General features: G+C 59.7%; 27 protein-coding genes. 19 read left to right on the forward strand and 8 right to left on the reverse strand.

Annotation, left to right across the window (positions count from 1 at the left end):
- Positions 1-16: 16 nt before the first annotated feature.
- Positions 17-370: a carboxymuconolactone decarboxylase family protein gene (locus GOB85_RS11960; protein WP_173577687.1), complete on the forward strand. Its 354-nt coding sequence runs from the start codon at positions 17-19 to the stop codon at positions 368-370.
- 306 nt (positions 371-676) lie between these two features.
- Here GOB85_RS11960 and sthA read toward each other — a convergent pair whose 3' ends face one another.
- Positions 677-2,101 (reverse strand): Si-specific NAD(P)(+) transhydrogenase, encoded by a 1,425-nt coding sequence (gene sthA, locus GOB85_RS11965; protein WP_173577686.1) that lies wholly within the window; start codon positions 2,099-2,101, stop codon positions 677-679.
- Between the two features lie 279 nt (positions 2,102-2,380).
- Positions 2,381-2,800 (reverse strand): hypothetical protein, encoded by a 420-nt coding sequence (locus tag GOB85_RS11970; protein ID WP_173577685.1) that lies wholly within the window; start codon positions 2,798-2,800, stop codon positions 2,381-2,383.
- 616 nt (positions 2,801-3,416) lie between these two features.
- Here GOB85_RS11970 and GOB85_RS11975 point away from each other — a divergent pair.
- The 6 genes from GOB85_RS11975 to GOB85_RS12000 all read left to right on the forward strand — a co-directional run bounded on the left by GOB85_RS11975 (position 3,417) and on the right by GOB85_RS12000 (position 7,557).
- A complete protein-coding gene (locus tag GOB85_RS11975; RefSeq protein ID WP_173577710.1) occupies positions 3,417-3,740 on the forward strand; it encodes a YnfA family protein in 324 nt (107 codons plus the stop codon).
- Positions 3,741-3,830: 90 nt separating this feature from the next.
- The gene (queE, locus tag GOB85_RS11980; RefSeq protein WP_173577709.1) at positions 3,831-4,466 is read left to right on the forward strand and encodes a 7-carboxy-7-deazaguanine synthase; all 636 of its coding nucleotides are present in this window, start codon (positions 3,831-3,833) and stop codon (positions 4,464-4,466) included.
- Positions 4,467-4,468: 2 nt separating this feature from the next.
- Positions 4,469-5,200, forward strand: a complete 732-nt coding sequence (gene queC, locus GOB85_RS11985; protein WP_173577684.1) for a 7-cyano-7-deazaguanine synthase QueC — start codon at positions 4,469-4,471, stop codon at positions 5,198-5,200.
- A complete protein-coding gene (locus tag GOB85_RS11990; RefSeq protein ID WP_173577683.1) occupies positions 5,193-5,726 on the forward strand; it encodes a 6-pyruvoyl trahydropterin synthase family protein in 534 nt (177 codons plus the stop codon). The genes queC and GOB85_RS11990 overlap by 8 nt, the downstream gene beginning before the upstream one ends.
- 582 nt (positions 5,727-6,308) lie before the next feature.
- A complete protein-coding gene (locus GOB85_RS11995; protein ID WP_173577682.1) occupies positions 6,309-6,908 on the forward strand; it encodes a PadR family transcriptional regulator in 600 nt (199 codons plus the stop codon).
- 31 nt (positions 6,909-6,939) lie between these two features.
- Positions 6,940-7,557, forward strand: coding sequence for an O-methyltransferase (locus GOB85_RS12000; protein WP_173577681.1), 618 nt, complete (start codon positions 6,940-6,942; stop codon positions 7,555-7,557).
- A 59-nt stretch (positions 7,558-7,616) separates the two neighbouring features.
- Here GOB85_RS12000 and GOB85_RS12005 read toward each other — a convergent pair whose 3' ends face one another.
- Entirely contained in the window at positions 7,617-8,006 is a 390-nt protein-coding gene (locus GOB85_RS12005; RefSeq protein ID WP_173577680.1) for a hypothetical protein, read from the reverse strand.
- 278 nt (positions 8,007-8,284) lie between these two features.
- Between GOB85_RS12005 and GOB85_RS12010 the strand changes: the two genes are divergently transcribed.
- The 4 genes from GOB85_RS12010 (at position 8,285) to GOB85_RS12025 (ending at position 12,264) form a co-directional block, all read left to right on the forward strand.
- Positions 8,285-8,812, forward strand: a complete 528-nt coding sequence (locus GOB85_RS12010; protein ID WP_173577679.1) for a hypothetical protein — start codon at positions 8,285-8,287, stop codon at positions 8,810-8,812.
- Between the two features lie 127 nt (positions 8,813-8,939).
- The gene (gmd, locus tag GOB85_RS12015) at positions 8,940-9,923 is read left to right on the forward strand and encodes a GDP-mannose 4,6-dehydratase (RefSeq protein ID WP_173577678.1); all 984 of its coding nucleotides are present in this window, start codon (positions 8,940-8,942) and stop codon (positions 9,921-9,923) included.
- 8 nt (positions 9,924-9,931) lie between these two features.
- Positions 9,932-10,876: a GDP-mannose 4,6-dehydratase gene (locus GOB85_RS12020; RefSeq protein WP_242011478.1), complete on the forward strand. Its 945-nt coding sequence runs from the start codon at positions 9,932-9,934 to the stop codon at positions 10,874-10,876.
- A gap of 2 nt (positions 10,877-10,878) precedes the next feature.
- Positions 10,879-12,264 (forward strand): glycosyltransferase family 4 protein, encoded by a 1,386-nt coding sequence (locus GOB85_RS12025; RefSeq protein WP_173577677.1) that lies wholly within the window; start codon positions 10,879-10,881, stop codon positions 12,262-12,264.
- A gap of 290 nt (positions 12,265-12,554) precedes the next feature.
- On the opposite strand, the gene GOB85_RS12030 is transcribed toward GOB85_RS12025, so the two are convergent.
- Positions 12,555-14,177 carry a S10 family peptidase gene (locus GOB85_RS12030; RefSeq protein ID WP_173577707.1) on the reverse strand — a complete coding sequence of 541 codons (1,623 nt, stop codon included), beginning with the start codon at positions 14,175-14,177 and terminating at the stop codon, positions 12,555-12,557.
- 192 nt (positions 14,178-14,369) lie between these two features.
- On the opposite strand from GOB85_RS12030, the gene GOB85_RS12035 reads away from it, so the two are divergent.
- Positions 14,370-15,455, forward strand: a complete 1,086-nt coding sequence (locus tag GOB85_RS12035; protein WP_173577706.1) for a glycosyltransferase family 4 protein — start codon at positions 14,370-14,372, stop codon at positions 15,453-15,455.
- A gap of 367 nt (positions 15,456-15,822) precedes the next feature.
- Here GOB85_RS12035 and GOB85_RS12040 read toward each other — a convergent pair whose 3' ends face one another.
- Both GOB85_RS12040 and GOB85_RS12045 read right to left on the reverse strand, forming a co-directional pair.
- The gene (locus tag GOB85_RS12040) at positions 15,823-16,956 is read right to left on the reverse strand and encodes a nucleoside hydrolase (protein ID WP_242011479.1); all 1,134 of its coding nucleotides are present in this window, start codon (positions 16,954-16,956) and stop codon (positions 15,823-15,825) included.
- Position 16,957: 1 nt separating this feature from the next.
- A complete protein-coding gene (locus tag GOB85_RS12045) occupies positions 16,958-17,167 on the reverse strand; it encodes a hypothetical protein (RefSeq protein WP_242011480.1) in 210 nt (69 codons plus the stop codon).
- A gap of 184 nt (positions 17,168-17,351) precedes the next feature.
- Between GOB85_RS12045 and GOB85_RS12050 the strand changes: the two genes are divergently transcribed.
- The 3 genes from GOB85_RS12050 (at position 17,352) to GOB85_RS12060 (ending at position 19,776) form a co-directional block, all read left to right on the forward strand.
- Complete coding sequence (locus tag GOB85_RS12050; RefSeq protein ID WP_242011481.1) at positions 17,352-18,203, forward strand: 23S rRNA (adenine(2030)-N(6))-methyltransferase RlmJ; 852 nt, start codon at positions 17,352-17,354, stop codon at positions 18,201-18,203.
- Positions 18,200-19,174, forward strand: coding sequence for an NAD(P)H-dependent glycerol-3-phosphate dehydrogenase (locus GOB85_RS12055; protein WP_173577676.1), 975 nt, complete (start codon positions 18,200-18,202; stop codon positions 19,172-19,174). Before GOB85_RS12050 ends, GOB85_RS12055 begins: the two co-directional genes overlap by 4 nt.
- A 308-nt stretch (positions 19,175-19,482) precedes the next feature.
- Positions 19,483-19,776 (forward strand): hypothetical protein, encoded by a 294-nt coding sequence (locus GOB85_RS12060; RefSeq protein ID WP_173577675.1) that lies wholly within the window; start codon positions 19,483-19,485, stop codon positions 19,774-19,776.
- Between the two features lie 86 nt (positions 19,777-19,862).
- Here GOB85_RS12060 and GOB85_RS12065 read toward each other — a convergent pair whose 3' ends face one another.
- Both GOB85_RS12065 and GOB85_RS12070 read right to left on the reverse strand, forming a co-directional pair.
- The gene (locus GOB85_RS12065; protein ID WP_173577674.1) at positions 19,863-21,554 is read right to left on the reverse strand and encodes an ABC transporter substrate-binding protein; all 1,692 of its coding nucleotides are present in this window, start codon (positions 21,552-21,554) and stop codon (positions 19,863-19,865) included.
- Between the two features lie 55 nt (positions 21,555-21,609).
- Complete coding sequence (locus tag GOB85_RS12070) at positions 21,610-22,755, reverse strand: Mrp/NBP35 family ATP-binding protein (protein ID WP_408737070.1); 1,146 nt, start codon at positions 22,753-22,755, stop codon at positions 21,610-21,612.
- Between the two features lie 213 nt (positions 22,756-22,968).
- On the opposite strand from GOB85_RS12070, the gene GOB85_RS12075 reads away from it, so the two are divergent.
- The 4 genes from GOB85_RS12075 (at position 22,969) to GOB85_RS12090 (ending at position 26,277) form a co-directional block, all read left to right on the forward strand.
- The gene (locus GOB85_RS12075; RefSeq protein WP_173577673.1) at positions 22,969-24,186 is read left to right on the forward strand and encodes an OpgC family protein; all 1,218 of its coding nucleotides are present in this window, start codon (positions 22,969-22,971) and stop codon (positions 24,184-24,186) included.
- A gap of 86 nt (positions 24,187-24,272) precedes the next feature.
- Positions 24,273-24,914 (forward strand): SGNH/GDSL hydrolase family protein, encoded by a 642-nt coding sequence (locus tag GOB85_RS12080; RefSeq protein ID WP_173577672.1) that lies wholly within the window; start codon positions 24,273-24,275, stop codon positions 24,912-24,914.
- A 302-nt stretch (positions 24,915-25,216) separates the two neighbouring features.
- Positions 25,217-25,648 carry a hypothetical protein gene (locus GOB85_RS12085; protein ID WP_173577671.1) on the forward strand — a complete coding sequence of 144 codons (432 nt, stop codon included), beginning with the start codon at positions 25,217-25,219 and terminating at the stop codon, positions 25,646-25,648.
- Positions 25,649-25,674: 26 nt separating this feature from the next.
- Positions 25,675-26,277, forward strand: a complete 603-nt coding sequence (locus GOB85_RS12090) for a hypothetical protein (RefSeq protein WP_173577670.1) — start codon at positions 25,675-25,677, stop codon at positions 26,275-26,277.
- Positions 26,278-26,534: the final 257 nt, after the last annotated feature.

A 26,534-nucleotide genomic window follows, 5' to 3' on the forward strand; every position in this document is an offset into this window, starting at 1 on the left:
ATTAAGGCATTGCCTCATGACCGACTGGACAGACTGGAACGCCCGCCGCGAGCATCTCGGTAAAGCCATCGGCGGCTATGCTGCGCTCTCGCCCGACACCGTTTCCAGTGTACTCGCCCTGAACAGCGCCGGAGAAAAAACCGGCCATCTCGATGCAAAAACACGGGAACTGATCGCTCTCGCCGTCGCGGCCACGACGCGCTGCGACGGATGCATCACCATCCACGCCGCTGAAGCCGTCAAGGCAGGCGCAACCCGCGATGAAATCGGAGAAGCCCTGAGCGTCGCCATCGCCCTGAACGCCGGAGCCGCCCTCGTCTATTCCACCCGCATCCTCGACGCTTTCGATGCCGCGAAGAAAGAAGGCTGAAACCGGAGACACTGATCGTCGGCACCGGGGCTCTGCCCCGAACCCCGGCCGGGACCACAGGCACCTGCATCCCGATCTGTTATCATAACATGGTTTGCAAAGGCTCTGTTGTCGTTAGGCGTTGGCACCTTCCCTGGGCTTTGCCCAGGACCCACCAAAGGTCGCAGACCTTTGGAAACCGGCTTATTTATCAACAGATTGGGGTGAAGGGGTCCGCGACCCCTTCCGGGCGCGGGCAGAGCCCGCTTTATGCATCGCCTCAAAAGACACCGCCCCTTTGAGACCTCTGACTGTTAACGTAACCCGCTAAAGCGGCGCCCGCCCGTCCCGACGCGGCATCATTCTGTTCCACGCATCCAGAGCCGCTATTTTATAGGCCTCCGCCAGCGTCGGATAATTAAATGTGGCATTCAGAAAATAATCGAAGGTGCCACCAAGCGTCAGAACAGCCTGCCCGATGTGAATCAGCTCGGTCGCACTCTCGCCAACAATATGAATCCCAAGCAGCTTTCTCGTCTGCAGTGAAATCACCAGCTTCAGCATGCCACTGCCCGGCCCGGTCACATGCCCGCGTGATGTCTCCCGAAACCGCGCAATCCCACATTCATAAGGAATGGACTTCGCACGTGCCTCCTCCTCGTTCAGCCCGATCGTCGAAATTTCCGGCACGGCATAAATACCATACGGAAAGACCGGCTCGGGCGCAGGCAGTTCATAACCAAAAGCATGACACGCCGCGAGACGCCCCTGCTCCAGCGACGTCGCCGCGAGAGCCGGAAACCCGATCACATCACCCGCCGCGTAAATATCGGGCATCGCCGTCTGCAATGTCTGAGGATCAACCTTCAGCCGGCCCCGCGCATCGGCCGCCAGACCACAGGCTTCCAGATTCAGTCCATCCGTCGCCCCGGTGCGGCCCCCTGTATAAAGCAGCATGTCCGAACATACCTGCCGCCCGTCTTCCAGTTCCGCGACAGCCTGATCGCCGTTCTTCCGAATGGATTTCACCCGCGTCCCAAGCCGCAGAACCATTCCATAATCGCTAAGATCATGCATGAAATCAGCGATAATTTCCCGATCCACGAAATCGAGAATCGTCTCCCGCGCGTCAACCAGCGTCACCTGAATATCCAGAGCCGCAAAAATCGTCGCATATTCAATGCCAATCACCCCGGCACCAATCACAGTCAGCGACCGGGGCAGCCTCTCCAGTGCCAGAATACTGTCACTGTCGACCACAATACGATCGTCAAACGGCACATCATCCGGCCGGAAAGGCCGCGTACCCACGGCAATCAGAATGCGATCAGCGGAAACAACACGCAAAAGCTCCCCGGAACCCGAAGCAATTTCAACATGATGACCATCGACAAACCGCGCAGCGCCATGCGCAACCGTCACCCCGTTGCGCGCAAACTGATGATCAAGCACATCCACTTCACGCTCAACGGTCTGATCAAGACGCGCCCTGAGATCCGCTGCGGTAATATCTTTTTTGACCCGCCAGCCGGAACCATAAATCCCACGCTCCCGCCAGCCGGTCAGACTGAGCACCGCTTCCCGCAGCGTCTTTGACGGAATGGTTCCGGTGTGAACGCAGACACCCCCCACCCCGGACATCTTTTCAATCACCAGAGCCGAACGACCAAGCTTCGCCGCCTGCACCGCAGCACGGCGCCCGGCAGGACCACTGCCTATCACAACAATATCGTAATCCCGGGTTCCGGTCACAGGCTTCTCCTGATGCTGCACACATCAGACGCGCCATCAGCTTCAGGGTTGCCGCAAAGGCAGCTGCACCGGAAAGCGACATCTGTTTCAGTCAAACAGATCGGGCAGAGAAGAAAAAACTTCTCTCAAAGTTCAAAAATATACTGAAATACAAACCAGATTTATAAACACGACAACAAACGAGCGTATTTTTTTCTGATATTACGTTTCATGTCTGAAAACAAAACCATCCCGACATGCACAGACATGCCGGGATGGCAAAACGGTCAGAGCCGCAAATCAGCCAAGGCCGCCAGTGTTGACAGCAGGGAAGGCAATCGTCGAGGCGGCAATCAGAGCGCCACAATTTCCATAGCTCTGAGCGCCCTGAATGGACGAAATCGTCTGCTTGAGGAAACTCTGAGCACCCGACACCGACATGCCCTTCGTGTCAGCATAACCGATCTGCATATCGCTCGCGACATTCTGCCAGGCACTGGCAATCGTGGAGCAGCTGGCATGATTGAAGTAATCCGCCGCAACATTATACATGCCGGCCAGATAACCCGCATACGCTCCAATCATGCCGGCCGTGGAAACGGAAGACCCGCAGGAAGGCTGCGGATTGCAGGATGAATGGGACCAGCCGCCGCCCTGACCACCACAGCCACCGGAAACAGTATCAAGCTCAAGTGCAGAAAGTTCACGCATTGTGGACATTATGTTTTATCCCGTTGTCTGAAGCATATTTTCAGGTTCATCCGATGAAGCTCGTGTAACAGCCAGCGGAGAAATATCCCAAGATAATAAACCGTTAACGCTGAGATTATTTACTGAGTCATCCTGAGATTTTTCTTCTCAATTACATAAAAATTTATGTAAAAAAATCATAAATTCAGATAAATATACCATAAAATACAATACTGTACTGTACTGTACTGTATTATAATACACGACATTAAAATAAACAAACCACTCAAAAACAGAATACAAGATATAGAAAACTACAATTCAATACAGAAAATCACACCTGAACGGCACAGAACGCCGACAAATCCTGGCCGCTATCAACTACGCCTCCCGCACGCGAAACATGGCTTTGCCGAACGATCGTCAGCTATTCCCTCCATCATGACCGACCCGAAGCAGGCAGAAACCAAAGATCCGCTGTATCTTCCGCCCGGTTAACAAAACAATTCCCGATGCGGCTCTGTCATCGTTAAGCGCCACCCGGAAGAATCATAGCAATCAGCCGCCCGGTGAACGCCACATGCGCAGGCAGACAGAATCTGCTATTCAGCCACGTCGTAACGTCTCCATACCGCAGCGAGCCCCTATGACCCTCCTGATCTATATAGCAGCCGCCCTCGCCGAAATCGGCGGATGCTTCTCTTTCTGGGCCTGGCTGCGCCTCAGCCGCTCCCCGCTCTGGCTGATCCCCGGCTGCGCCTCACTCATACTGTTCGCCTGGCTTCTGACACTGATCGACACCGCCGCCGCGGGCCGCGCTTACGCGGCTTATGGCGGCATCTACATTACGGTAGCGCTTTTCTGGCTCTGGACCGCTGAAGGAATCCGCCCCGACCGGGCCGATATCGCCGGCGTCCTCCTCTCCCTCGCCGGCGCCGCCGTGATTCTTCTCGCGCCACACAGAAACTGAGCAGCACACCCCGCGTTTTCCCGCCCTCAAAGCCCGATACACCGGCAAAACCCCTTGCCTTCCGGCCCGCTCTGGCCGACATCACCGCCCATGACGTACTCCGTGAAGGAACTCTTCCACACCCTGCAGGGCGAAGGCGGCCAGACCGGCCGCGCCGCCGTGTTCTGCCGTTTTGCCGGATGCAATCTCTGGACAGGCCGCGAAGCCGACCGGGACAAGGCAACCTGCCAGTTCTGCGATACCGATTTCATCGGCACCGACGGCCCCGGCGGCGGCCGGTTCGACACAGCCTCCACCCTCGCCAAAGCCATCGCCGGCACCTGGCCCGCACCCGGCAGAGACCGCCGCTTCGTCGTCTTCACCGGTGGTGAACCACTCCTCCAGCTCGATAGCGCACTGATCGACGCCGTGCATGAGCAGGGCTTCACCATCGCCGTCGAAAGCAACGGCACCATCGCCGCCCCGCCAGGCATCGACTGGCTCTGCATCAGCCCGAAAGCCGGCAGCACACTCGTACAAAAACACGGACAGGAGCTGAAACTCGTCTACCCGCAGACCAGTTTCAATCCGCGGGACTTTCTCGCCCTCGACTTCGAACAGTTCTGGCTCCAGCCGATGGATGGCCCCGACCAGAAGGCAAATACAGAGGCCGCAACCCGCTACTGTCTCGAAAACCCACGCTGGCGCCTCTCACTGCAAACCCATAAGCTGATCGGAATCCCCTGATCATGACCATCCCCACAAACCAGAACAGCGCCCTCGTCGTGTTCTCCGGCGGACAGGATTCCGCCACCTGCCTCGCCTGGGCCCTCAGCCGCTTCGACCGCGTGGAAACGCTCGGCTTCGATTACGGCCAGCGTCACGCCGTCGAACTCGCCTGCCGTGACACCCTGCGCACCGGCATAACCGAACTGAACCCGTCGTGGAAAACCGCCCTCGGACCGGATCACACCGTCACGCTCGATGCCCTCGGCAAAGTCTCGGAAACCGCCCTCACCCGCGAAACCGAAATCACCATGAGCGAAAGCGGCCTGCCCAGCACCTTCGTGCCCGGCCGCAACCTGATCTTCCTGACCTTCGCCGCCGCCCTCGCATACCGGCGTGGTCTCCGCCACATCATCACCGGCGTCTGCGAAACCGATTACTCAGGCTATCCGGACTGCCGCGATGACACGATCAAAGCCATGCAGGTAGCGCTCAATCTCGGCATGGACACCCGTTTCGTCCTGCACACGCCGCTGATGTGGATCGACAAGGCACAAACATGGGCGCTCGCCGAAAGCCTGGGCGGCGCGCCTCTCGTCACCCTCATCAACCACGAAAGCCACAGTTGCTATCTCGGTACACGCGGCACGCTGCATCCCTGGGGCCATGGCTGCGGAACCTGCCCCGCCTGCACCCTCCGCCGCAGCGGCTGGGAGCAATACGAAGCCAGCCTGACAGGACATGCCCATGGCTGACCTCATCTTCACACGCCGGTTTTCCATGGGGCACCGCCTGATCCACGGCGCCAGCGAAAGCTGCGCCCTCCCCCACGGCCACAACGAGTTCGTCACCATCCGTCTTGAGCCGACAGCAACCGGTCCGCTCGACGGTCACAGCAACATGCCCGTCTCGTTCCAGCGCGCTAAAAGCGCCTGGCACCGTTTCGTCGACGAACGGCTCGACCACGCCCTGCAACTCGCCGGCGACGATCCGCTCCTCGCCTGGTTCCGCGCCCATGAACCCGCCCGCGCCGCACGGATCATCGTCACGCCCGGCGATCCCACAACAGAGCTCATGGCCTGTCTGATGAAGGCCAAACTCGACGCCATGCTCGCCGCGGATGGGGATCTCCTGCACTGCACGACCATCACCCTTCAGGAAACCCCGACCAACACCGTCGAGTTCACCGGAAACCCGCTCGACATGCTCCCGACCCCGCGCGCGCCCGAACACTGCTGGTGGCGCCGGCCCGATATGAGCATTTCCGACGATACCCCCTGAATCGACGGCTGACTGATCAGCGTCCTCTGATATCGCAGGGCTCCGCGTCCCGCAGGCACGCCGTTAAACCGGGAAGTGATGCGGGCGCTGCACGCGCCCGGAAGGGGTCGCAGCTTCCTTCACCCCGATTTGTTGAATAACGAGCCTGTTTTCAAAGGCTCTGTTGTTGTTACGTGTTGAAGCCTGAATTTTCAAAGAGCGGGCAGAAGCCCGGGCTCTGCCCGGACCCGGCAGGGACCGCAGGCCCCTGCACCCCGATTGATGAATAATAAAATGGTTTCCAAAGGTCTGTGACCTTTGGTGGGGTTCGGTGCAGCGCCCCGCTTTATGCCACATCAAAGCGTCTTCACTGGTTGCATCCGGTCAGCAGCAGCCTCACGAATCCCGATTCGTTTTACAGCACAAGCCTCGACACACCGATCCACAACAATCGAAAAAGCCCGGGAATCTGTCATGTTACAGAAACTCAAAGCCCGAAAACTCCCCTCAGACGACCAGAACCCTCCTCATTCAAAAACCTTTTTCCGATATAAATTCAGATATATCTTGACGTAAGATATATCGTGACCTATATCGGGTGACATGAGAAACAAACAAAAACACGCAGACGGTCGTCACCGTCACACTTTCTCCCCTGAAACCGGCGATGCAGGCGGGCGCTCACGCCATCCGCGCCACCGCGGCGAAGGCCCGCATGGCGGCGGTGGCCGTGGCGGCCGACGCGGCAACCGACTGTTCGATTACGGTGAGCTTCGCCTGCTGGTCCTCGCCATGATCGCGGAACAGCCGCGCCACGGTTACGAACTCATCAGGGCGATCGAAGAAAAATTCGGCGGCAGCTACACACCCAGCCCCGGTGTAATCTACCCGACCCTCTCCTGGCTGGATGATTCCGGCTATGCCAGCATGGTCGTGGAAGGCGACCGCAAGAGCTATCACATCACAAAAGAAGGCGAGACCTTCCTCGTCGAAAACCGCAAGGCCGCCGACGAAGTCCTCTCCCGTTCCGTGCCTCAGGATCGAAAAGGCGGTGAAAACGCACCAGCCCCCATCATCCGGGCCATGGAAAACCTCAAACTGGCCATGCGGCTACGCATGAGACAGGGACAGATCGGCCAGGATACCGCCACAAAAATCGCCGCAGCCCTCGATGAAGCCGCAGGCGCTGTCGAGCGCAGCTAAACCCGGCACAACCACAGAAAGGAGACCGGTCATGGATGAAAAATTATCTTCCGTCCTCGATCTCTATCATGAGCGAATGCGCGCTGAACGGAGTCAGCCGCGCACCGAACCGCCCGGAGGCCGTGATGGCGGGCAGGATCAGCGGATGCGCGCCATCGGCCCGGATACGGGCCGGCTGCTCAACATCCTCGCCCGAAGCCTCGACAAGCCGGTAATCCTAGAACTCGGAACATCCTTCGGATATTCCGGCCTCTGGCTCGCCGAAGCCGCCCGGAGCACCGGCGGCAAAGTCATCACTATGGAACTGCACGGCTACAAATCAGCCTATGCCCGTGAGATGGCCGAAAAAGCCGGCCTCGCCGGACAGATCGACTTCCGCGTCGGAGATGCCGTCGCAATGATCGGTGATCTGACCGAACCGGTCGATTTCGTCTTCGTCGACCTCTGGAAAGATCTCTACGTCCCCTGCCTCGACGCCTTTTACCCGAAGCTCGCACCCGGCGCGATCATCGTCGCCGACAACATGATCCGGCCCGGCACCGAAGACGTAAAACGATATGCCCGCGCCATCCGCGCAAAACCCGGTATCAGCAGTGTTCTGCTACCAGTCGGCACCGGCATTGAAGTCAGTCGCTTCCGGGCAGACTGAGAGGCTGTGTCAATAGCCCCTTAAAAACGCATCTCTCACACATCTGTCGCAAACAGCGATCAGTCCGGAACGCTGCCCAGTGTCTCACAGGCATGGGCCAGCGTGTTCGACGGATTCCGGGTCTCGCACAGACGACGCGCATCAGGCCCACACATCTCAATGGCATTCTCGTAATCAGACTCCAGAACGTCCTGAGCAACCGCCAGGTCCTGATCTTTCGTCCGCTCCTGCTCAGCTTCGAGCTTGCCCTGGGTTTCGTGCAGTTCCTTCAGCGAGTTGATACAGGCCTCGCTGGCCTGATCCGGTGTCGTCTGAAGCACGCCAAGCTCTTTCTGAAGCTGCGCGTTAGGCACAGCGTCGGCGTGCCCCGCCGACAACTCCTCCTCAGCCAGAGCGGGCGAAGAAAAACAGGTAGCAATCAGACAAAGGCTGAACAAACGGGCTTTCACGTATTGGCCTCTTTACAGGTCAGTTGCGCGGTCACCCGCCTACTGAGAATTGTTTTAACTTCATCATGAAGCGCGGGGAAGCGCTTCATCAGCATGTCACGCCGTCATGAACAACGTCAGAGACACATAGACTGTGCGCGGCGAGACCCGAAATCCTGAGTTTTCATTCACCACAATGCGATCACTGTCATGCCCCGCCGCCTGCCACGGGACCAGAGGTCACGCCGTCATTTCAGCTTTCAGACCGATTTTCATTCAGAATGGTTTCAGGAGATTTTATGTCCAGCATTTCCCGCCGAACTCTTTTCTGCTCGGCCGTCCGTGCAGCAGGCGCGCTCGGGGCCGCCTCCGCACTCGCAGCCTGCACGACAACGACAAGCGGCGGCTCAACAACCTACACCGTCAATGTCACCAGACTTCTGTCCCTCATGAGCAGCATCGAGTCCGGCCTCACACAGATCGCCACGTCCTCCACCGTCACCGGGATCATCGGCACAGCCAACGCAACAAAAATCACCAGCGTCATCAACACCGTCAGCCAGGTCACCGGTGAAGTCGCCGCCACGGCCGCCAGCACCGTCAGCCTCACCGTCGCGCAGAACTGGATCGCAACAGCCGAAAGCGCCGTGGAAGTCGCGATCGGAATCCTGCAGGATTTCCAGAGCCTGCTGCCGTCGCAGGTCAATCTCATCATCCAGGCCGTCGCAGCACTCCTTCCTGCGCTCGAAACCCTGATCGGCGCCGTTTCCGTCTCCACGACCATGACACCGTCCCAGGCCCAGAACGTTATCGCGCAAGGCATCTGATACCGGACCAGGACACACTACCCCCCTGCCCGGCTGGCATTGTCGCCACGGCTCGACTATGCAGAACATCCCTGACAGCACACACTTCGCCGTTGTCAGGGATGTCCAAAGCAGCCTGGAGTTTCCGATGCCTACAGCCCTGATCACCGGCGTTACTGGCCAGGATGGCGCCTATCTCAGCCAGTTCCTGCTCTCCAGAGGCTACCGCGTGGTCGGTCTCCTCCGCCGGTCAGCCAGCGCGGATGTCGTCGGTCTGCGCCTGCACTGGCTGGGCATCGCAGACAAAGTCGAACTCGTTGACGGCAACCTCACCGACCTCTCCAGCCTGATCCGCATTGTGCAGGATGTTCAGCCGGATGAAGTCTATAACCTTGCCGCACAGAGCTTTGTCGCCGCCTCCTGGCAGCAGCCCCTCCTGACAGGAAATGTCACGGGAATGGGCGCTGCCAACGTTCTGGAAGCCGTCCGGATCGTCAATCCGGGCATCCGCTTCTATCAGGCTTCCTCCTCGGAAATGTTCGGCAAGATCCAGGATAAGGTACAGTCAGAAAAAACCCCGTTCTATCCGCGCTCCCCCTACGCCGTCGCCAAGCTCTACGCGCACTGGATGACCGTGAATTACCGCGAGAGCTTCGGTCTCCACGCCTCATCAGGCATCCTCTTCAATCACGAAAGCCCCCTCCGCGGCATCGAGTTCGTCACACGCAAAGTCACCGACGGCGTGGCCCGCATCAAACTCGGCCTCGCGAAATCCCTCTCCCTAGGCAATCTCGACGCCACCCGCGACTGGGGCCATGCCCGGGACTACGTCGAAGCCATGTGGCTCATGCTGCAACAGGACAAGCCGGACGATTATGTGATCGCTACCGGCCGCACCACCAGCATCCGCGACCTGTGCCGCATCGCCTTCAGTCACGTCGGCCTCGAATACACCGATTACGTCACAACCGATCCGGCCTTCTTCCGCCCGGCTGAAGTCGATGTCCTGCTCGGTGACGCCTCCAAAGCGAAAAAGGTTCTCGGCTGGGCCGCAAAAACCCCGCTGGAAGATATGATCGCGGAGATGGTCGAAGCCGACCTCGCCCGCCATCGCGCGAAGCCCCTCGGCTGAAGGCGGCCATGACAATGCGGATTCTGGTCACAGGCGCGCAGGGCTTCGTCGGCAACCACCTGCTCCATGCCCTCAGAAGCACCAGCCACAACGCCCAGCCCGATACCGTGCCCAATACCGTGATCGAGGCCGCCCGCTTCGACATCACGGACCCGGACGCGGTCTCAGCCGTGCTTGACCGCACCCGCCCGGATCTCTGCTTCCACCTCGCCGCCATCTCAAGCATCGGTGCCGCCCGCGCCGATCCCGATGAAGCATGGACCGTCAATCTGCACGGCACGCTGCGGGTCGCCAACGCCCTCCGCCGCATCAATCCCGGCGCGACCTTCGTCTTCGCCTCCAGCGCCGAAGCCTACGGCGACAGTTTCCGCAGCGGCCTGCCGCTCGATGAAACCGCCCCTCTCGCCCCCGCCAACACCTATTCAGCGACAAAAGCCGCCGCCGACCTGGCCCTCGGCGCCCTGGCCCATGAAGACCTCCGCACCATCCGGCTGCGCCCCTTCAATCACACAGGCCCCGGCCAGACCGCCGATTTCGTCGTCCCCGCCTTCGCACGACAGATCGCCCGCATCGAAGCCGGACTCCAGGACCCCGTCCTCTCCGTCGGCAATCTCGACGCCGAACGCGATTTTCTTGATGTCCGGGACATCTGCGCCGCCTATCTCGCCTGCGCCCGCCACGCCGCTGACATCAGACCAGGAACGATCTTCAACCTGTGCTCAGGCCAGACCCGATCGATCCGCAGCGTGGTGGACGATCTGATCCGCCTGTCAGGAACCAGCGTCACCGTACGGATCGCCCCGGAAAAACTGCGCCCCGTCGATCTCCCCCGCGCAGCAGGCTCCGCACAGCAGGCTGCGGCCACACTGAACTGGCACCCCTCCACTGCATGGGATGACACGCTCCGCGCCGTGCTCGATGACTGGCGCGCCCGCATCCGTCACGAAGCCTGACAATGGCCAGCCTTACAATCACCGGCACACCCCGCTTCTGGATCGATGTCGAGGATCTCTTCGACTATGCGCGCGGCAACGCGCGACCAAGCGGCATCCAGCGCGTCGGATTCGAGATTTATCTCGCCATGCAGGCACAGGATGACTTTCGGGATCGCATCGGATTTCTGCGTCACACCGTCAGCGGCACCGGGTTCGTCACCGTCCCGTGGGACGATGTGCTCGCCCTGTATCGCCATCTGACAGCCGACACCAGCACACCACCCGTCATCGAAACAGGCAGTGCTGTTCAGCAGCAACCCGGACGCCTCCGCCGTCTCGCCCTTCGCCTGCCAACCCTGCTGCGCGTGCCGCTCGGGCGATTCATCGCACACCAGACCCAGGCCGCGAAAGATGCCAGCGCCATGCTGCGGGCATCCGGACAAATCCTGCGCGACGCCGCCCGCGAAAAAGAAAAGTCATCGGATCAGCAGGAGTTTTCCCCTTCTCCAGGCGATGTTCTCCTCTCCCTCGGCGCCCCCTGGTCCCATTCATCCTACGCCAGCCTGTTTCAGAAATACCGTGAGACACACGGGATGAAAACCGGCCTCCTCATCCACGACCTGATCCCGCTGCTCTGGCCCGAATGGTGCCAGCCCGGCCTGCCACGCGTGTTCCGCCGATGGCTGGATGCGCTCCTGCCTGAATGTGACAGGATCTTCGCCGTCTCGCACTCAACACAACGCGACATCGTCGCTTACGCGTCCCGCACATCCGTCACGCTGCGTCACCCTGTCAGTGTCATCCCCATGGCCAGCGGCTTCACGCAACGCCCCGCCGATGATCCCGCAGCCCGAAAGATTGCGTCAGATCTCGGGCGCTATGTTCTCGTGACCGGCACCATGGAAGCCCGCAAGAATCACGCCCTGCTGTTTCGTGTCTGGCGCCGTCTGATTCTTGACAACCCTGGAAAAGAGATTCCGAAACTCGTCTTCGCCGGTTCACCCGGATGGCTGGTGGACGATCTGCTTCAGCAGATCCGTAACAGCAATTTTCTGGACGGCCACCTCGTCCTCATCCGCTCTCCCTCCGATGCCGTCATCGATGCACTCTCGCGACACTGCCTGTTCACGGTCTTTCCCTCATTCTACGAGGGCTGGGGCCTGCCTGTGACAGAAAGCCTCGCATGCGGCCGTCCCTGCCTGATCTCAGACCGTTCATCCCTGCCCGAAGCCGGACAAGGCCTCGTGGACAGCTTCGATCCGGATAATGCCACAGAGGCTCTGGAAAAAATCAGCCAACTTCTTTTTGACACTGACGCACTGACAACAGCGGAACGCCGGGTTACAGACGGCTTCAGACCGATCACATGGTCAGACGCAGCCCGACAGATTCTGACGGCATTCTGATTTCGGGCTCAGGCAAAGGCTCTGTTCGCGTTAAGTGCCGGCGCCTTCTCAGGGCTTTGCCCTGGAACCCACCAAAGGTCGCAGACCTTTGGAAACCATTTTATTATTAATCAATCGGGGTGCAGGGGCCTGCGGTCCCTGCCGGGTTCGGGCAGAGCCCGAATTCCGCCAGCCCTTTGAAAAATCACAGATCAACGCTTAATGACAACAGAGCCTCTGGAAACCAGCCTGTTACTCAACTGATCGGGGTGAAGGGGTCCGCCCCCTTCCGGGCACGGACAGAGCCCGCTTCAGTGGCTCCCCGCCTCAACTCCACCCGATGACCGACGAATAAACCCCGCCACGTTATCATGAAGCTGCTTCAGCGCCGCCTCGTTCGCATAAACCATATGCCCCGATTCATACTGCGCAAATTCGATATTCGACCGCAGCTTTTCCGGAATCGGCACATGCTTCATCTCGTAAATCCCCTCATAATAGGGCGTCGCAAGATCATAGAAGCCAGCATTCAGCATAACCTTGAGCGTCGGATTCGTCTTCATCGCATAAGCCAGATCCGGCATCACATTCGGTGCGCCATCAGAGTGCTCCATGCCAGGAACCGCATGCTTCGTTTCCCACTCTATATTGATCCCGGGCACATAGGTCTGCCCCTGGCCAAATCCAAGAACCTTGCGGGAGTAATCATTAAAAGCCGAAACATAGGCTGAACTGAGCGCTGATGACTGCGGATCATATTCCGAACTCTCGCTCATCGGATCAAGCGTCGGCCCCGAAAAGCGCGTATCGAGGCGGCCCGTGGTCATGTCGGAATCCCCCTGCAACGTCTTCTCGAACTCACCACCATCAATCCGCAGATTAGCCCGCAGAATATAATCCACGGGAAGCCCCGTGTAATCGTGCAGCTTTTCCGCAATCACCCTGCGCCGATCCACGCTCAGATCAGATCCCTGCTGCAACGCCAGAAGATAATCCGTACTGGCAAATTTTTCGACCTCGTTCAGGAGCGGCCTGAGCGCCCCCGTATGAGCCGGCAGACGATGATGATACCAGGCCGTCGCGGCATAGGTCGGCAACGCCAGAACATAAGGCTGATCATTGCCAGGATTCATCCTGGGTTCGTCAACATCGTTGTCATAACTAAGAATCTGCGAAAGCAGGATTACACCGTTGAAATCAATATTATCGTCATTCTGCAGATCATTCACCACGACAGCCGACCGCATCGTGCCATAGCTCTCACCAAACAGAAATTTCGGTGAATTATAACGTCCGTAAACAGCCAGAAACTGCGTAATGAAATTCGCAAACGCCCGTCCGTCAGCGTCCACACCCCAGAACGCTTTCTTCCTGTCCTTGCCCGTGACCCTGCCAAACCCGGTGCCGGGTGCATCAATAAACACAAGATCACTGACATCCAGAAGACTGGAGTCATTGTTCACCAGCTTATAAGGCGCCGCGGGATCATGCGTGTCGTTCATCGTCACGATCCGGCGTGGACCAAAAGCCCCCATATGCAGCCAGACAGTCGCCGAACCCGGACCTCCGTTATAAACAAACGTGATCGGCCGGTCCTCCGCCTTCGCATCCTTTTTGAAATACGCCACATAGAAGATCGCCGCCGTCGCATCGGGATTGCTGTCATCAGCCTTCGCATCCGGCTTCACGTCCGGCTTCACCCCGGTTCGCGCTGCAATAACCCCGTCAGAATCGTCCCAACCCTGCGGATGAACAATCAGAGTCCCCGCAACCGCACGGTAGCTGATCGCTTTCCCCCCGACCGTCACGCTGCCTGATGTCTCATGCCGCGCCGGAATCGCGCGCGCCATATCAGTTGCCGGATCACCCTCCGTCTGGTGAGCGGCAGTCCCCGCTGTCTCCGCCGCAAAACAGGGAAGAGAAAACCCCGCCATCAGAAGAGACAGAAAAGAGGCAGACAAACCTGCCGCCGGAAAACGACGCGAACGCAGTATAGACAATGACCGAACTCCCCGTAATTGCCCCACCCTATAAACCGCCCGCCGCCAGGATGAAATCGAAAGAGCAATGTTATACGGTGCCGCACGGTCTTGACTTCACGCCCCCCGAAGGTGCCAATCCCGACCATGCGTATCGCTTATGTGATCAACTCGCTTGAAGGCGGGGGCGCAGCCTTCCCCGTTCCGTCCATCACCCGCGTCTTTCGCGAAGCCGGACACGACGTCGCGATCTTTGCCCTCACCAGACGTGACGGACTCGCCGAACCTCCCATGCGGGCCGCCGGGCTGGACGTCTTCACGTGTCAGGCCAGTCCGCACGACCACCTCGATGCCTTCCGCTGGCTCATGCAAACGCTAAAAGCCTGGCAGCCAACGCATCTCTGGACCTCGCTGACCCGCGCCACAATTTTCGGCCAGCTGGCCGGACGACGCCTCAGAGTTCCCGTTGCTAGCTGGCAGCACTCCGCACGCCTCAAACCCGGCAACCGCCTGCTCCTCCGCATGACGCGCAACCTGTCGTGCCTCTGGATCGGCGATTCCCGCTACGTCACCGAAATCACGAGACAATCCCTGTCCATTCCCCCGTCCCGCCTCGCCTGCTGGCCCATTTTCTGCGCGAAAGCCTCCACGGCCAGAGCCACTCCCTGGACACAGGGCGAGCCCCTGCGCCTTGGCTCCCTCGGGCGCCTGCACCCGGTGAAAGGGTATGCCGAACTGCTCCAGGCCCTTGCCCTGCTGAAAACCGCCGATCTCCCCCGCTTCGAACTGATCATCGCCGGAGAAGGCCAGGAACGCTCCCGGCTTGAAACCCTCATCACACAGCACGGTCTCAGCGACCGCGTTCATCTGCCCGGCTTCACAGCCCACACAGAGCAGTTTCTGACCAGCCTTCATCTCTACCTGCAACCGTCGCGCTGGGAAGGCTTCTGCATCGCAGCCCACGAAGCCATGCTTGCCGGCCTTCCCGTCATCGGCTCCAGAGTCGGTGAGATGACTTATTCCATCGAGAACGGCGTCACCGGCTGGCATGTCCCGCCCCGAAATCCCGAAGCTCTGGCATCAGCCTTACATCATGCCCTGAGCAGACCAGACGCTCTCGCAGAAATGGGTACCAGCGCGCGAAACCTGGTGCTGTCGCGTTACGGCGAGGAAACATTCAGACAGACAGGATTCTCGCTGCTTGAGCGGCTTGAACAAAGCTCACCAGCCTGAGGGCATCAGATTTACCCGGCAGGGCCCGCAGTCCCCGTCACCCCGGTCTGTTAAAATCAAACTGTTTGCATAGGCTCTGTTGTTATTACGTGTTGATCTGTGATTTTTCAACGGGTTAGCAGAATCCGGGCTCTGCCCGAACCCGCCAGGGACCGCAGGCCCCTGCACCCCGATTGATTAATAATAAAATGGTTTCCAAAGGTCTGTGACCTTTGGTGGGTTCCAGGGCAAAGCCCTGGGAGGGAGCCAACACGTAACAACAACAGCGCCTTTCCAAAGGTCTGCGACCTTTGCCGGGCTTCGGGGCAAAGGCGCGCTTTGCCTCACATCACAACACTTAACTGAAGACGAACCGCACCCACCGGCATCACTTCGCCGGCGGCACCCTGCGACTCAGGATATCAACAATCTTCTGCTCAAGCCCGCGCACATCAACAGTCCTCACAACCGTCTCTTTCTGCTCATCCAGATCCGGCTGATACCCCGGCTGCCAGGACAACGTGTCCCCATATCCAGCCCCGAACTGGCTGTTCACATCAACATAAAGCTCCTCACTCTTCGTGATCAGCTTCGGATCAAGCCAGACCGCCGCGGCAATCTCATCCCATAGCGGAAAACCAGGCGCCCGCTTCTTCAGCACGTCCGCAAACGCCGGATTTGCCGCCGCCAGACGACGCAGAAACTCAGGCGTCAGCTCCGTGGCCGTCGAAGGATCAGCCGGAATGGCGACAATCCGCCGCCACGGCGCCCGCAACACAATACTCGCCGCCTCAGGATCGAAACGAAAATTGAACTCCCTTCGCGGAGAATTCGAGAATTCGCGCGCAAACTGCACGGCATCGAGATCATTGCGCACCCGCTGCGGATTGAGGCTGCCCCCCATATAAACCAGCTCCCGCGCCAGCCCGGCAAAAGACGGATCAAGACGCTGCGCCAGTGCGAGATCGGTCATCGGACCAGTCGCAATAATCGTGACCTGTCCCGGAAACTCATGAACCTTCCGGATCATGAACAGAACGGCCGGCTCACCCGAAGCCTTCGTGGTCGGGTTGCCCTCAGGAAGATCAGGCACAACATCAGCCGCATGATAAGGCGGGGCAGCCTGCGCGGTCGGCTCAACCCAGCGCTTCATCCACGCGCCCTTCCACACCAGCTTGCCATAGAGCGCTTCCCAGCGATCCGTCAGCTTTTCAGAATTGAGCAGCGGATAAACCGCCCCTTTCAGAACCGGAACATCCGTCCGGTGCGCAAGCTCCAGACCACGCAGAGCCTGTGCAACCCCCTCATCCCGCCAGAAATCACCGCTGACCACGGCAACACCCAGCACATCCACGTCAGGCGACTGCAAAAGAAGCCATTGCGCGATGCCAAAACCGTCATCATCCACAATCACCTTGCGGGCCTGACCGGCAGCATCGGCCCGATCGGCCGTCACCACACCGAACGCGGAAAAACAAACGCCCAGAGCCAGCCCAAGCGCCAGCCGTTTCATCTTTTTCATATCAGCCCGCGCTGCCGCCATCTGTCGTGCATTTCGTATAACGCCCTTTAGCATCACGACACTTCACCGGCTTCTGCGGCGGACATTTGATAAATTTGCCCTTGTCGTCCCGACACGAAGCCGCAACGGCAGTGCTCACAATCATGGACGGCGCAACGGCTGCCGTCGCAGTAACAACAACCATAAATCCGGCGAAAAACACTGTTTTCATTGCGGCAGGCCTCTTTGCATGAGGATCAGTCCAGACCCGCGACACACCGTTTCGGGCCATAATCCGGCCCCGACGATGCCCGAGGAACAGGCCGTTCACAAGCCGAAACCATACTGGTTTCGTGATGACCCCGCACAGGGTGTATACTCACGCCATTGCGACAAGCCTGCCCGGATAAAAAACGTTGAACTACCGACACGCCTACCACGCGGGAAACTTCGCGGACGTCATGAAACACGCGCTGCTGACCGCCCTCATCAGCGCCCTGCGCCGCAAGTCCACGCCCTTCTCCGTGCTCGACACCCATGCCGGCATCGGCACCTACGACCTCTCCGGCCCGCAGGCTCAGTCAACCGGCGAGTGGCGCGACGGCATCGGCCGCCTGCTCGACACCGACCCCGCCACACCGGCTCTGGCGTCGCTGCAACCCTGGCTCAATGTCGTGCGGGACATCATCCGGGCGCATGACGGAAAACTGTTCTATCCCGGCTCCCCCGAACTGGTCGCAAAACTCCTCCGTCCCGGCGACACCCTCACCTGCTGTGAACTGCACCCGGAAGACCAGCGCAGCCTGAAATCCCTGTTCCGCAACAACCCCGCCGTCTCCGTCCACGGCCGCGACGCCTACGCCGCCATCGCCGCCCTGCTCCCACCCCGCACCGCGAAACGCGGCCTCGTGCTGATGGACCCGCCCTTTGAACAGCGGGACGAATTCGCCCGCCTGACTCACGCCGTGATCGAAGCCCGGACCCGCTTCCCCGCCGGCATCGTCGCCGCCTGGTATCCGATCAAACACGGCGCACCTCCGAGAGCCTTCCTCCACGCCCTGAAGGATGCCGGACAACGAAACCTGCTGACCGCCGAACTCACCCTCCGTCCGCCGCTCGACCCGACCCGACTGAATGGCTGCGGCCTGCTCATCGCCAATCCGCCATACCAGTTTGAGGAGGACGCCCGTTCCATTCTCAACGCCCTGTGTCCATATCTCGGTGAAACCGAAACCAGAGCCACCGTCGAATGGGTCGTGCCGGAATGAAACAGATCGTAGTCATCGGTGCGGGATCATGGGGGCTGGCGCTGACACTCCAGGCCGCGAGAACCGGTGCCCCCGTCCACCTCCGGGCACGCAACCCCGCGTCACGCCTCCCGAACGGCGCCATGCCGCGTCTGCCCGCCCACCCGCTCCCCGCTCAGGTGACGGTCAGCAACGACATGCCCGAAAACGCAGGCCCCGAAAACACTGGCATGGTGCTCGTCGCCGTCCCCACGCAGTATCTCCGAAGCACCCTCACGCAGCTTGAAACCACAGCGCCGGTCGTCCTCTGCTGCAAAGGCATCGAACCCCACAGCCTGCGCTTCCCGCTCGATATCCTGCACGACATCCGCCCCGATCTCACCGGCGCCGTGCTGTCAGGGCCCAATTTCGCCCATGAAATCGCCGCCGGCCTCCCCGCCGCCTCCGTCATCGCCTCAAAAGAACCCGCCCTCGCCCGCACACTGGCCGACAGGCTCGGAACCCTCACATTCCGACTCTACGACAGCACGGATACAGCAGGTGTGCAGCTTGGCGGTGCAGCCAAAAACGTCATCGCCATCGCCGCAGGCGCCACCATCGGTGCCGGCCTCGGTGAGAACGCCCGCGCCGCGCTCGTCACACGCGGCCTCACCGAGATCGGAAGACTGGCCGCCGCAACCGGCGGACTGCCCGCGACCATCGCAGGACTGGCCGGCATGGGTGATCTTCTGCTGACCTGCACAGGAGAAGCCTCACGCAATTTTCGCACCGGCGCCGCACTTGGCTCCGGCCTGACACTGAACGAAACCCTCGCCACACTCGGCGGCGTGGCGGAAGGCGTCCCCACAGCCGGCGCCCTGGCCGAACTCGCACACCGGAAAAATGTTTCGGTCCCCGTCATCGACAGCGTGGCCAGCCTCGTCGCAGGCGAACTCACCGTGAAAGACGCGATCGCGCGCCTGCTCGCCCGCCCGGCTGGCACAGAAGCCTGAACCCCGCACTTCAATCCAGTTACGAAACAATAACCCATTGATTTCATTCATCAACAGATGACACTCTTTTTAATTTCCATCCTGTAATTAAAATAATCACATATGCACTGCAATGAATTCGCACCTTGCCATACTATGATTACGCTGAAATTAAGGCGCTTCCCTCTGAAAACACTCCCCATAATGAAAAATTAATTCGAGACAGAACCAAATCCGCATGGTAAATCCGATTGTAACTGGCTCCGGACCGTCACGGATGCTTCCGCGACCACCATCGGAGCCTGGTTTTGTTTACTGGAGACTGTTCCATGAAGTCATCTCGCCTTTTTGCGGCGCTGTCCCTGATCGCTCTGACCGGCGCAACCGCAGTTCCGGCTTTCGCGCAGACCACAGAGGCCCCGGCCGCTGCACCAGCCGCCGCGGCCGTTCCGCCTGCCGCGCCGACCGCAGCCGCACCTGACACAGCAACGACCGCCCCTGCCGCGACAGACGAAACCGGCAAGTCCACGGAAAAGAAGAAGCATCACGGCAAGCACCATCACCACAAGAAGAAAGAAAAGGCCGCCGCAACCAGCACGCCTGAGTCGTCTTCTTCCAACTGATACCAATAGAACAGATATCCCGTCCTGAACGTGGATGACTGTGAAGAAAGGCCGGGTTCGCCCGGTCTTTTTTTCAGGGCCGGGTTTTACTGAACCCAGACTTTCGAGAACAACAACCCATAAACATTCGTATAGAAGAAATTACCCAGACGCCGGGATGTCAGCGATACAACATTCATCTCAATGACCGGCGCAATCGGCGACCGCCGCATCACCAGCTCATCAGCCTGACGCCAGAGAGCAAGCGTCTGCTCCGGTGAAAGCGACACATCTGACTTCGCCCGATCCATGATCGCCTGAATCGTCCTGTCACAAAACCCCGGCATATTGATCGAACTATCCGAACCTGGATGAAAATTCTCACAGCCAAGCAGCGCATCGAGGAAATTCGACGGCGAAGGATAATCCGCCGCCCAGCTCTTCAGAGAAATCTGAACATGATTTGAACTGTTCTGAATATAGGGAAACATCACCCCGGGACTGAGCGGCCTGACCGAAGCCTTATAGCCGATCTCCTCCAGCGTATTCCGCATGTAATTGCCCATGGCGAGATCCACACTGCCATTCGCCACAACCACCGTCACCTTCTGACCAGCCGTGCCACTTTCCCGCACAAGCTGCCTGGCCCGCTCCAGATCAGGCGCCTCCCACCGCGCCGCCGGATGATCCGCATCAGCATCCCGGGAATACGGACAGGCGTCCGTATGCCCCTCGATCGCCGACGGAATCATGTCACAGAGCGGCCTGGCCAGCGCCGTCCCCCCATAGAAAATGACCATCGCCCTGCGACCCATCGCATAGTTCACGGCCTGCCGCGCCTTTTCCTCCGAAAACGGCGGAATATTCACATTCAGCGGTGCGAAATACGCAACAGGATGCGGACTCACATGGGTCTGGGCAGTAAAACGCGACCCAAGCTCACCAAGCCGGTCCAGCGGCAACTGATCATACATCCAGTCATACTGGCCATTCTCAACCGCCGTCACCGCGCTCTCATCCGGAAGCCCGAAGCTGTAGTCAATATGATCCGCATACCCGTCCGGCTGCGCATCCTCGCTCCAGAGCCGGAACCAGGGGTTGCGCTCCAGCTTCATGCCGCCATTCGGATCATAGGAGACAACCCGGTACGGCCCCGTGCCAGTCGCCGGCACATTGCCAACGTCATGATCCGGCGTCTCCGCCGGAAGAATACTGGCATGAATAAAAGCCAGCTTCTGCAAAAATTCATTGTCAGGCTGCATCAGATGAAAAGTCACTGTGCGCCGTTCCGTATCCGCGACCACACCCCTCTCAAGCGTGCAGCGCGCCGCCTCCTTCATGCAAAGATCAGCACCGGCAATCGCGGAGTAAAACGCACCCGCCGTCGGCGACCCGACACGAAACAATCTCCGCATCGAGGCCACAACATCCGCAACCGTCACCTCACGCCCGTTCGAAAACCGTACCCCCTGGCGCAGCGTAAACACCCATGTCCGTCCGCCATCCCGCGGCACAGGCAGAGCCTCCGCGAGATCCGCCACGACATCGTTGCCACCCTTTCCGCGCACCTTCCGAAATCCGGTGAGACCATCATAAACATTCGCAAACAGATCAATATATTGCGCCGAATAGTTGATCTGCGGATCAAGTGTCCCGGCAGAGCCGGAGGCCACCAGCTTCAGCGTCCCCCCGCGATGCGACCCGCTGGCGTCCTGCGCCATCCCCGCGCCAGAAACCCCGCAAAGAACCAGAGCCAGCCCCGCGACACAGCACTTTCTGAAGTCAGGCCGACGCCTCATTCACCAATCCGTCTTTCTGATCACCGCAACACCCGCCACAAAACGCCCCTCCCCCTCACACAGGAGGGAGCCGGCTCACACGCCTGATCGTGCCGGCAACCGTCGCCGCCAGCATCCGGTAAGCCTGCGCCGCCTCACTCTCCGGCGCCCCGATCGTAATCGGCACACCACTGTCAGCACTCGCCCGAATATCGGCCAGTAACGGAATTTCACCCAGGAACGGCACATTCAGCCGCATCGCCTCATCCCGAGCCCCCCCATGACCAAACAGCTCCGTCCGATGACCACAATTCGGGCAGCAGAAATACGACATGTTCTCGACAAGACCGAGCACCGGCACCCTGGTCTTCTCAAACATCGCAATGCCGCGCCGCGCATCCAGCAACGCAATATCCTGCGGGGTAGATACAATGATCGCCCCCGTAAGAACCGCCTTCTGCGCCAGCGTCAGCTGCGCGTCACCCGTGCCCGGCGGCATGTCGATCACCAGAACATCCAGCGCCCCCCACGCCACATCGCCAAGCAACTGACTGATCGCGCCCATCACCATCGGCCCGCGCCAGATCATGGCCTGCGTCTCATCCACCAGCATGCCGATCGACATGGCGCTGATCCCCCAGGCCTGAACCGGAATCAGCAAACCGTCACGCACCTCCGGCTGCCCGACCGTGCCCAGCATCCGGGGCAGCGAAGGACCATGAACATCCGCATCCATCAGCCCGACGGACAACCCCTCCATCCCCAGCCCGACAGCCAGATTAACCGCCGTCGTGGATTTGCCAACACCACCCTTGCCGGACGCAACCGCAATCACAACGCCAACATGCTCCAGAAGCCGCGCCGGCTCGCCCGCCGCCGGCTTGCGTCCCACACCACCCAGCGGCCTGTGCCCGCCGCCGCCCTGTGCCGCACCTTGCGCCGGTGCCGCCGCCCCCGGAGCCTCCCGATGAGCCGTCAGCAGAATCGAGGCCGTCAGCGGCGCGAATGCCGTCGAAAGAGCATCCTCCGCCCGCGCAACCGTCTCGCCAAGCCGCGGCGCCAGATCAGCCGGCACAGCCAGCGTGACCCGAAGCCGGCCATCCGCAACAGAACAGGCCTCAACCCGGGCAAGATCCGGCAACCGCTTTCCGATGGCCCCGTCGATCATCCCGCCAAGAACACGCTCAACGTCTTCCCGTGCAGGACCGTGCATCTCCGTCATGACCTTGCCCTTTTTCTGTGTCATCTGCGGTGTATGGCGAAAATTACAGCCGCCTGCCACCCGCGCTTAACAGCCCTGCGTGCAATATGGGGCCATCAGCGCATGATCCGTAGTGTAAGAAAGCGAAACTACGCTGGCTATCCATGAGCCAGAGCCCGATAGACATCATGCCTCCCCGCCCGCGACCGGAAAGGGCACCGTGCAGGACAGGATATGACAGTCACGTCTTCCTCCGCTACCCAGACCTTCGAAACAGACCGCTCCGGCAGCCAGACGGATGCGACAGCAGGCGCGCGCATACGCACCGCCACCCAGGCAACATCAGAGACCGCCGGCAAAGCCCACACCCGCGACCATCGGGTCGATGCCCTCCGCGGCATCGCCCTGCTCATGATGTTCGTCGATCACATGCCGCAGAACCTCCTCAACCGGTTCACCCTGCGCAATCTCGGATTCGCCGACGCCGCCGAAATCTTCGTCCTCCTCGCCGGATACGCCTCCTGGCTCGCCTACGGACGCGGCTTCGCCAAAAACGGCGCGAACGTCACCCTGATCCGCATCGCAAAACGATGCGGCCGGCTCTACCTCGCCCAGACCCTCATGCTCATCGTCTGCGTCGTCACCATCCGCACCTGGCGCAATTACTCCCCCGTCCCCGTCGATTTCCTCGAACCCGAACTCGCCCACGGCTTCGACAGCTTCTGGCGCGTCATGGTGCTCGACGCCCTGCCATCCAATCTCAACATCCTGCCGCTCTACATGGTGCTGCTGGCAGCGTTCCCCCTCATCTACCTGCTCATCCGCGCCAACCGCTTCCTCGCCCTCGCCCTCAGCATGGCCCTCTGGGCGCTCATCAACATCGATCCAGGGATCAATTTCCCCAACTGGCTCGACCCCGACGGCTGGTATTTTGACCCGCTCGCCTGGCAGTTCCTGTTCGTCCTCGGCGCCTCCGGCGCCATCGAAGCCAGCCGCCACAACGGGGATCTGCCCTCCTTCACCTGGCTGAAAGCACTCTGCGGCCTCTACCTCACCTTCTCCCTGATCGAAGCCTTCCCCTGGGCACAATGGGATCTCCCCACCCTCACCCCCTTCGCCCTGCCCTCGCCCGACAAAAGCACCCTCGCCCCGCTGCGCCTGCTGGATGTCATGGCCATCTTCTACCTCGTGCAGTCCTCCACCCTCGCCCGCCGTTTCGCGGAAACCCGCTTCGGTCAGGCCCTCGCACTCTGCGGACGCCACTCACTCGAAGTGTTCACCGTCGGCACCATCCTCGATCTGTTCGGCCGCCTGATCTTCACCACCTTCGGCGACGCCTGGCTGCTCCAGATCACCATCAACATCGCAGGACTCGCCATCCTCTACGGCGTCACCGTCGTCTATGAACGCAAGCGCAACCGGGATCGCGCCCGCGCCAGAGCCGCAGCCTGATGTCGCTCCGGCCTCAGAAACTTCGCCCGCCCTGCAAAATTGATTAATAATAAACAGGCCCGCCCCATTCCGAGGAGCCCCTCAGCATGACCCATTTTCCCCACTTCACACGCCTGCTCTTAGCCGGAGAACCCGTCCGCATCTGTCTGTTCGGCTCCTCCACCGTGGAAGGCATCGGCGCCAGCACCCCCGAAAACGGCTTCGGCCCGGTCTTCGAACGCACCTTCGCCCCTTACGCCCCCGGCGGCCTCACCGTCATCAATCGCGGCATCGGCGGCAACGGCGCCCACGAAATGCACGACCGTCTTCAGCAGGTCATCGACGACAAAGCCGATCTCGTCATCTGGCAGGGCGGCACAAACGACGTCCTGCGAAACGCCCCGGTCGCCACCTTCATCGACCTGTCCCGCGACGATCTCAGCACCCTCCGCCGCCACGGCAGCGACCTCGCCATGATCGGCCCGCAATGGTGCAAAATGCTGGAAGACGCCCCATCCTTCCCCGCCTTTCGCGATGCCGTCCCCGCCCTCGCCCTCGAAATGGGCGTCCCCTTCTTCGACCGCTACCGCCACATGAAATCATGGTGCGCCGAATATAACATCACCCGCGAAACCCTCTCCCCCGACAACCTCCACATGGGCGATTTCGGCTACAAACTCCTCGGTGAATCCACCGCCCGCTGGATCATCGACCTCACCGGCGCCCCAGGGAGCGACACCGGGAGCTAAGGACTGGCGGGAAGAAAGAAAGCGGGGGCTCCGCCCCGCACCCCGCCAAAGGCGCGCCTTTGGAAACCTTCAGAAAGTATGTCGGCTTTCGCCTCATCTCGGTCATACGTGCCCTCAGAGAGCCGCCGCCATAGCGGACATGAGCAGCGCGATCTCCTGACCAAGTTGGGCCGACAGCCGACGGTCTACTGCCGCTTATTAGAATGGCGAGATCAACAGAAACGGTCTGATGATCGAGGAAAGTAAAACGATGATCGGCCCTGTGGTAAGGATGCAGATCGTTAAGACAGAAAGATTTCAGTATGGACCTATTCAGGCAGGTCGTCGCCGACAAGAAATTACACCCGCAATACGTCAACCTGCGGGACTTGCTGGGTTACGCTCCAGCTCGCGCGATGATGGACGAACTTGCAAATTTATTCGCAGATGTCGACGGTAATTTTGTGGAGCAGTTCCAGTCCACGGGGTTCGACGCACGTACATTCGAACTGTTCCTTTCGGCCATGTTCGAAGAGCAGGGGCATGAACTCGTCCGGAATTATGACCGGCCAGACTTCCTGCTCAAGAAAGATGGCTTCGAGGTTTTTGTTGAGGCCGTCACTGCCAACCCTCCCGACGGTATAGGTGGCAAACCTTATCAGGCATTTCCCAAGCCAAGATCAATGACCGAGGCGATCTTCTACCACCAACACGAAATCCCGATCCGTTTGGGTGCCCACTCTATTCCAAGCTGAAAAAAAGATACTGGGAACTGCCCCATGTGAAAGACAAGCCGCTGGTTCTCGCAATTGAGGATTTCCATACTGACGGGTCGCTGTCCATCAGCTCTTCTCCTCTTATCACTTATCTATTCGGCGCGGAGGCAACTTGGTCCAAGGCATATAACGGTAAACTCGATATCGGGAAGTCGCGGGTCGAAAAACATGTAGGTTCGAAGGAAATTCCTTCGGGATTTTTCTTGCAGGAAAACGCCGAATACATTTCGGCTGTACTTTTCGTTAATAGCGGAACAGTCGCCAAGTTCAACAGGATGGGTCAGTTGCGGGGACACGCGACAAACAAATTTCATATGTTCCGATATGGCACATACTATGACTGGGATCCTATGGCGATCAGACCTAAATCGTTCGTGTATGAGGTCGGCGACCCGACTGCCCCACCGGAAGATTGGCGCCAAGGCACGGACTTGATCCGTAATCCCAATGCGCTCCACCCTCTGCCCGAAGATTGGATCGGCGCGGCTGTGGAAACGACCTTGGGCGATAATCAGATCATCCCCACGTTCGCGACGGTGAATGAGTTTTTTCCCTACATGTCAGTCACAAAGCTGGTATCTGTCGATACCCCCCGATCTTTTGGTTAAAATGATGCTTGAGCAAGAGTATGAGCCCCTGCGGCAGGCATTCGGCGGTTAGTTCGAACGCCTCCAAGAGCCTCGGCTTCTCCGCCTGCCTTAGACGTTGTGCTTGACGGGTGGGGAGATTTGTCGTGCGCAAGTCGTACAATGAACGCTAGAGCACAATCCGATCTAATAGGTTCATTTTAAGGATTCCCATACTGGTCGAAATCTGATTCATACTATGTGCCGGTATGGAGGCCGGCCCGTATGACCCGAGCCCT

The organism is Acetobacter fallax, from assembly GCF_011516735.1.
Lineage (GTDB): Bacteria > Pseudomonadota > Alphaproteobacteria > Acetobacterales > Acetobacteraceae > Acetobacter > Acetobacter fallax.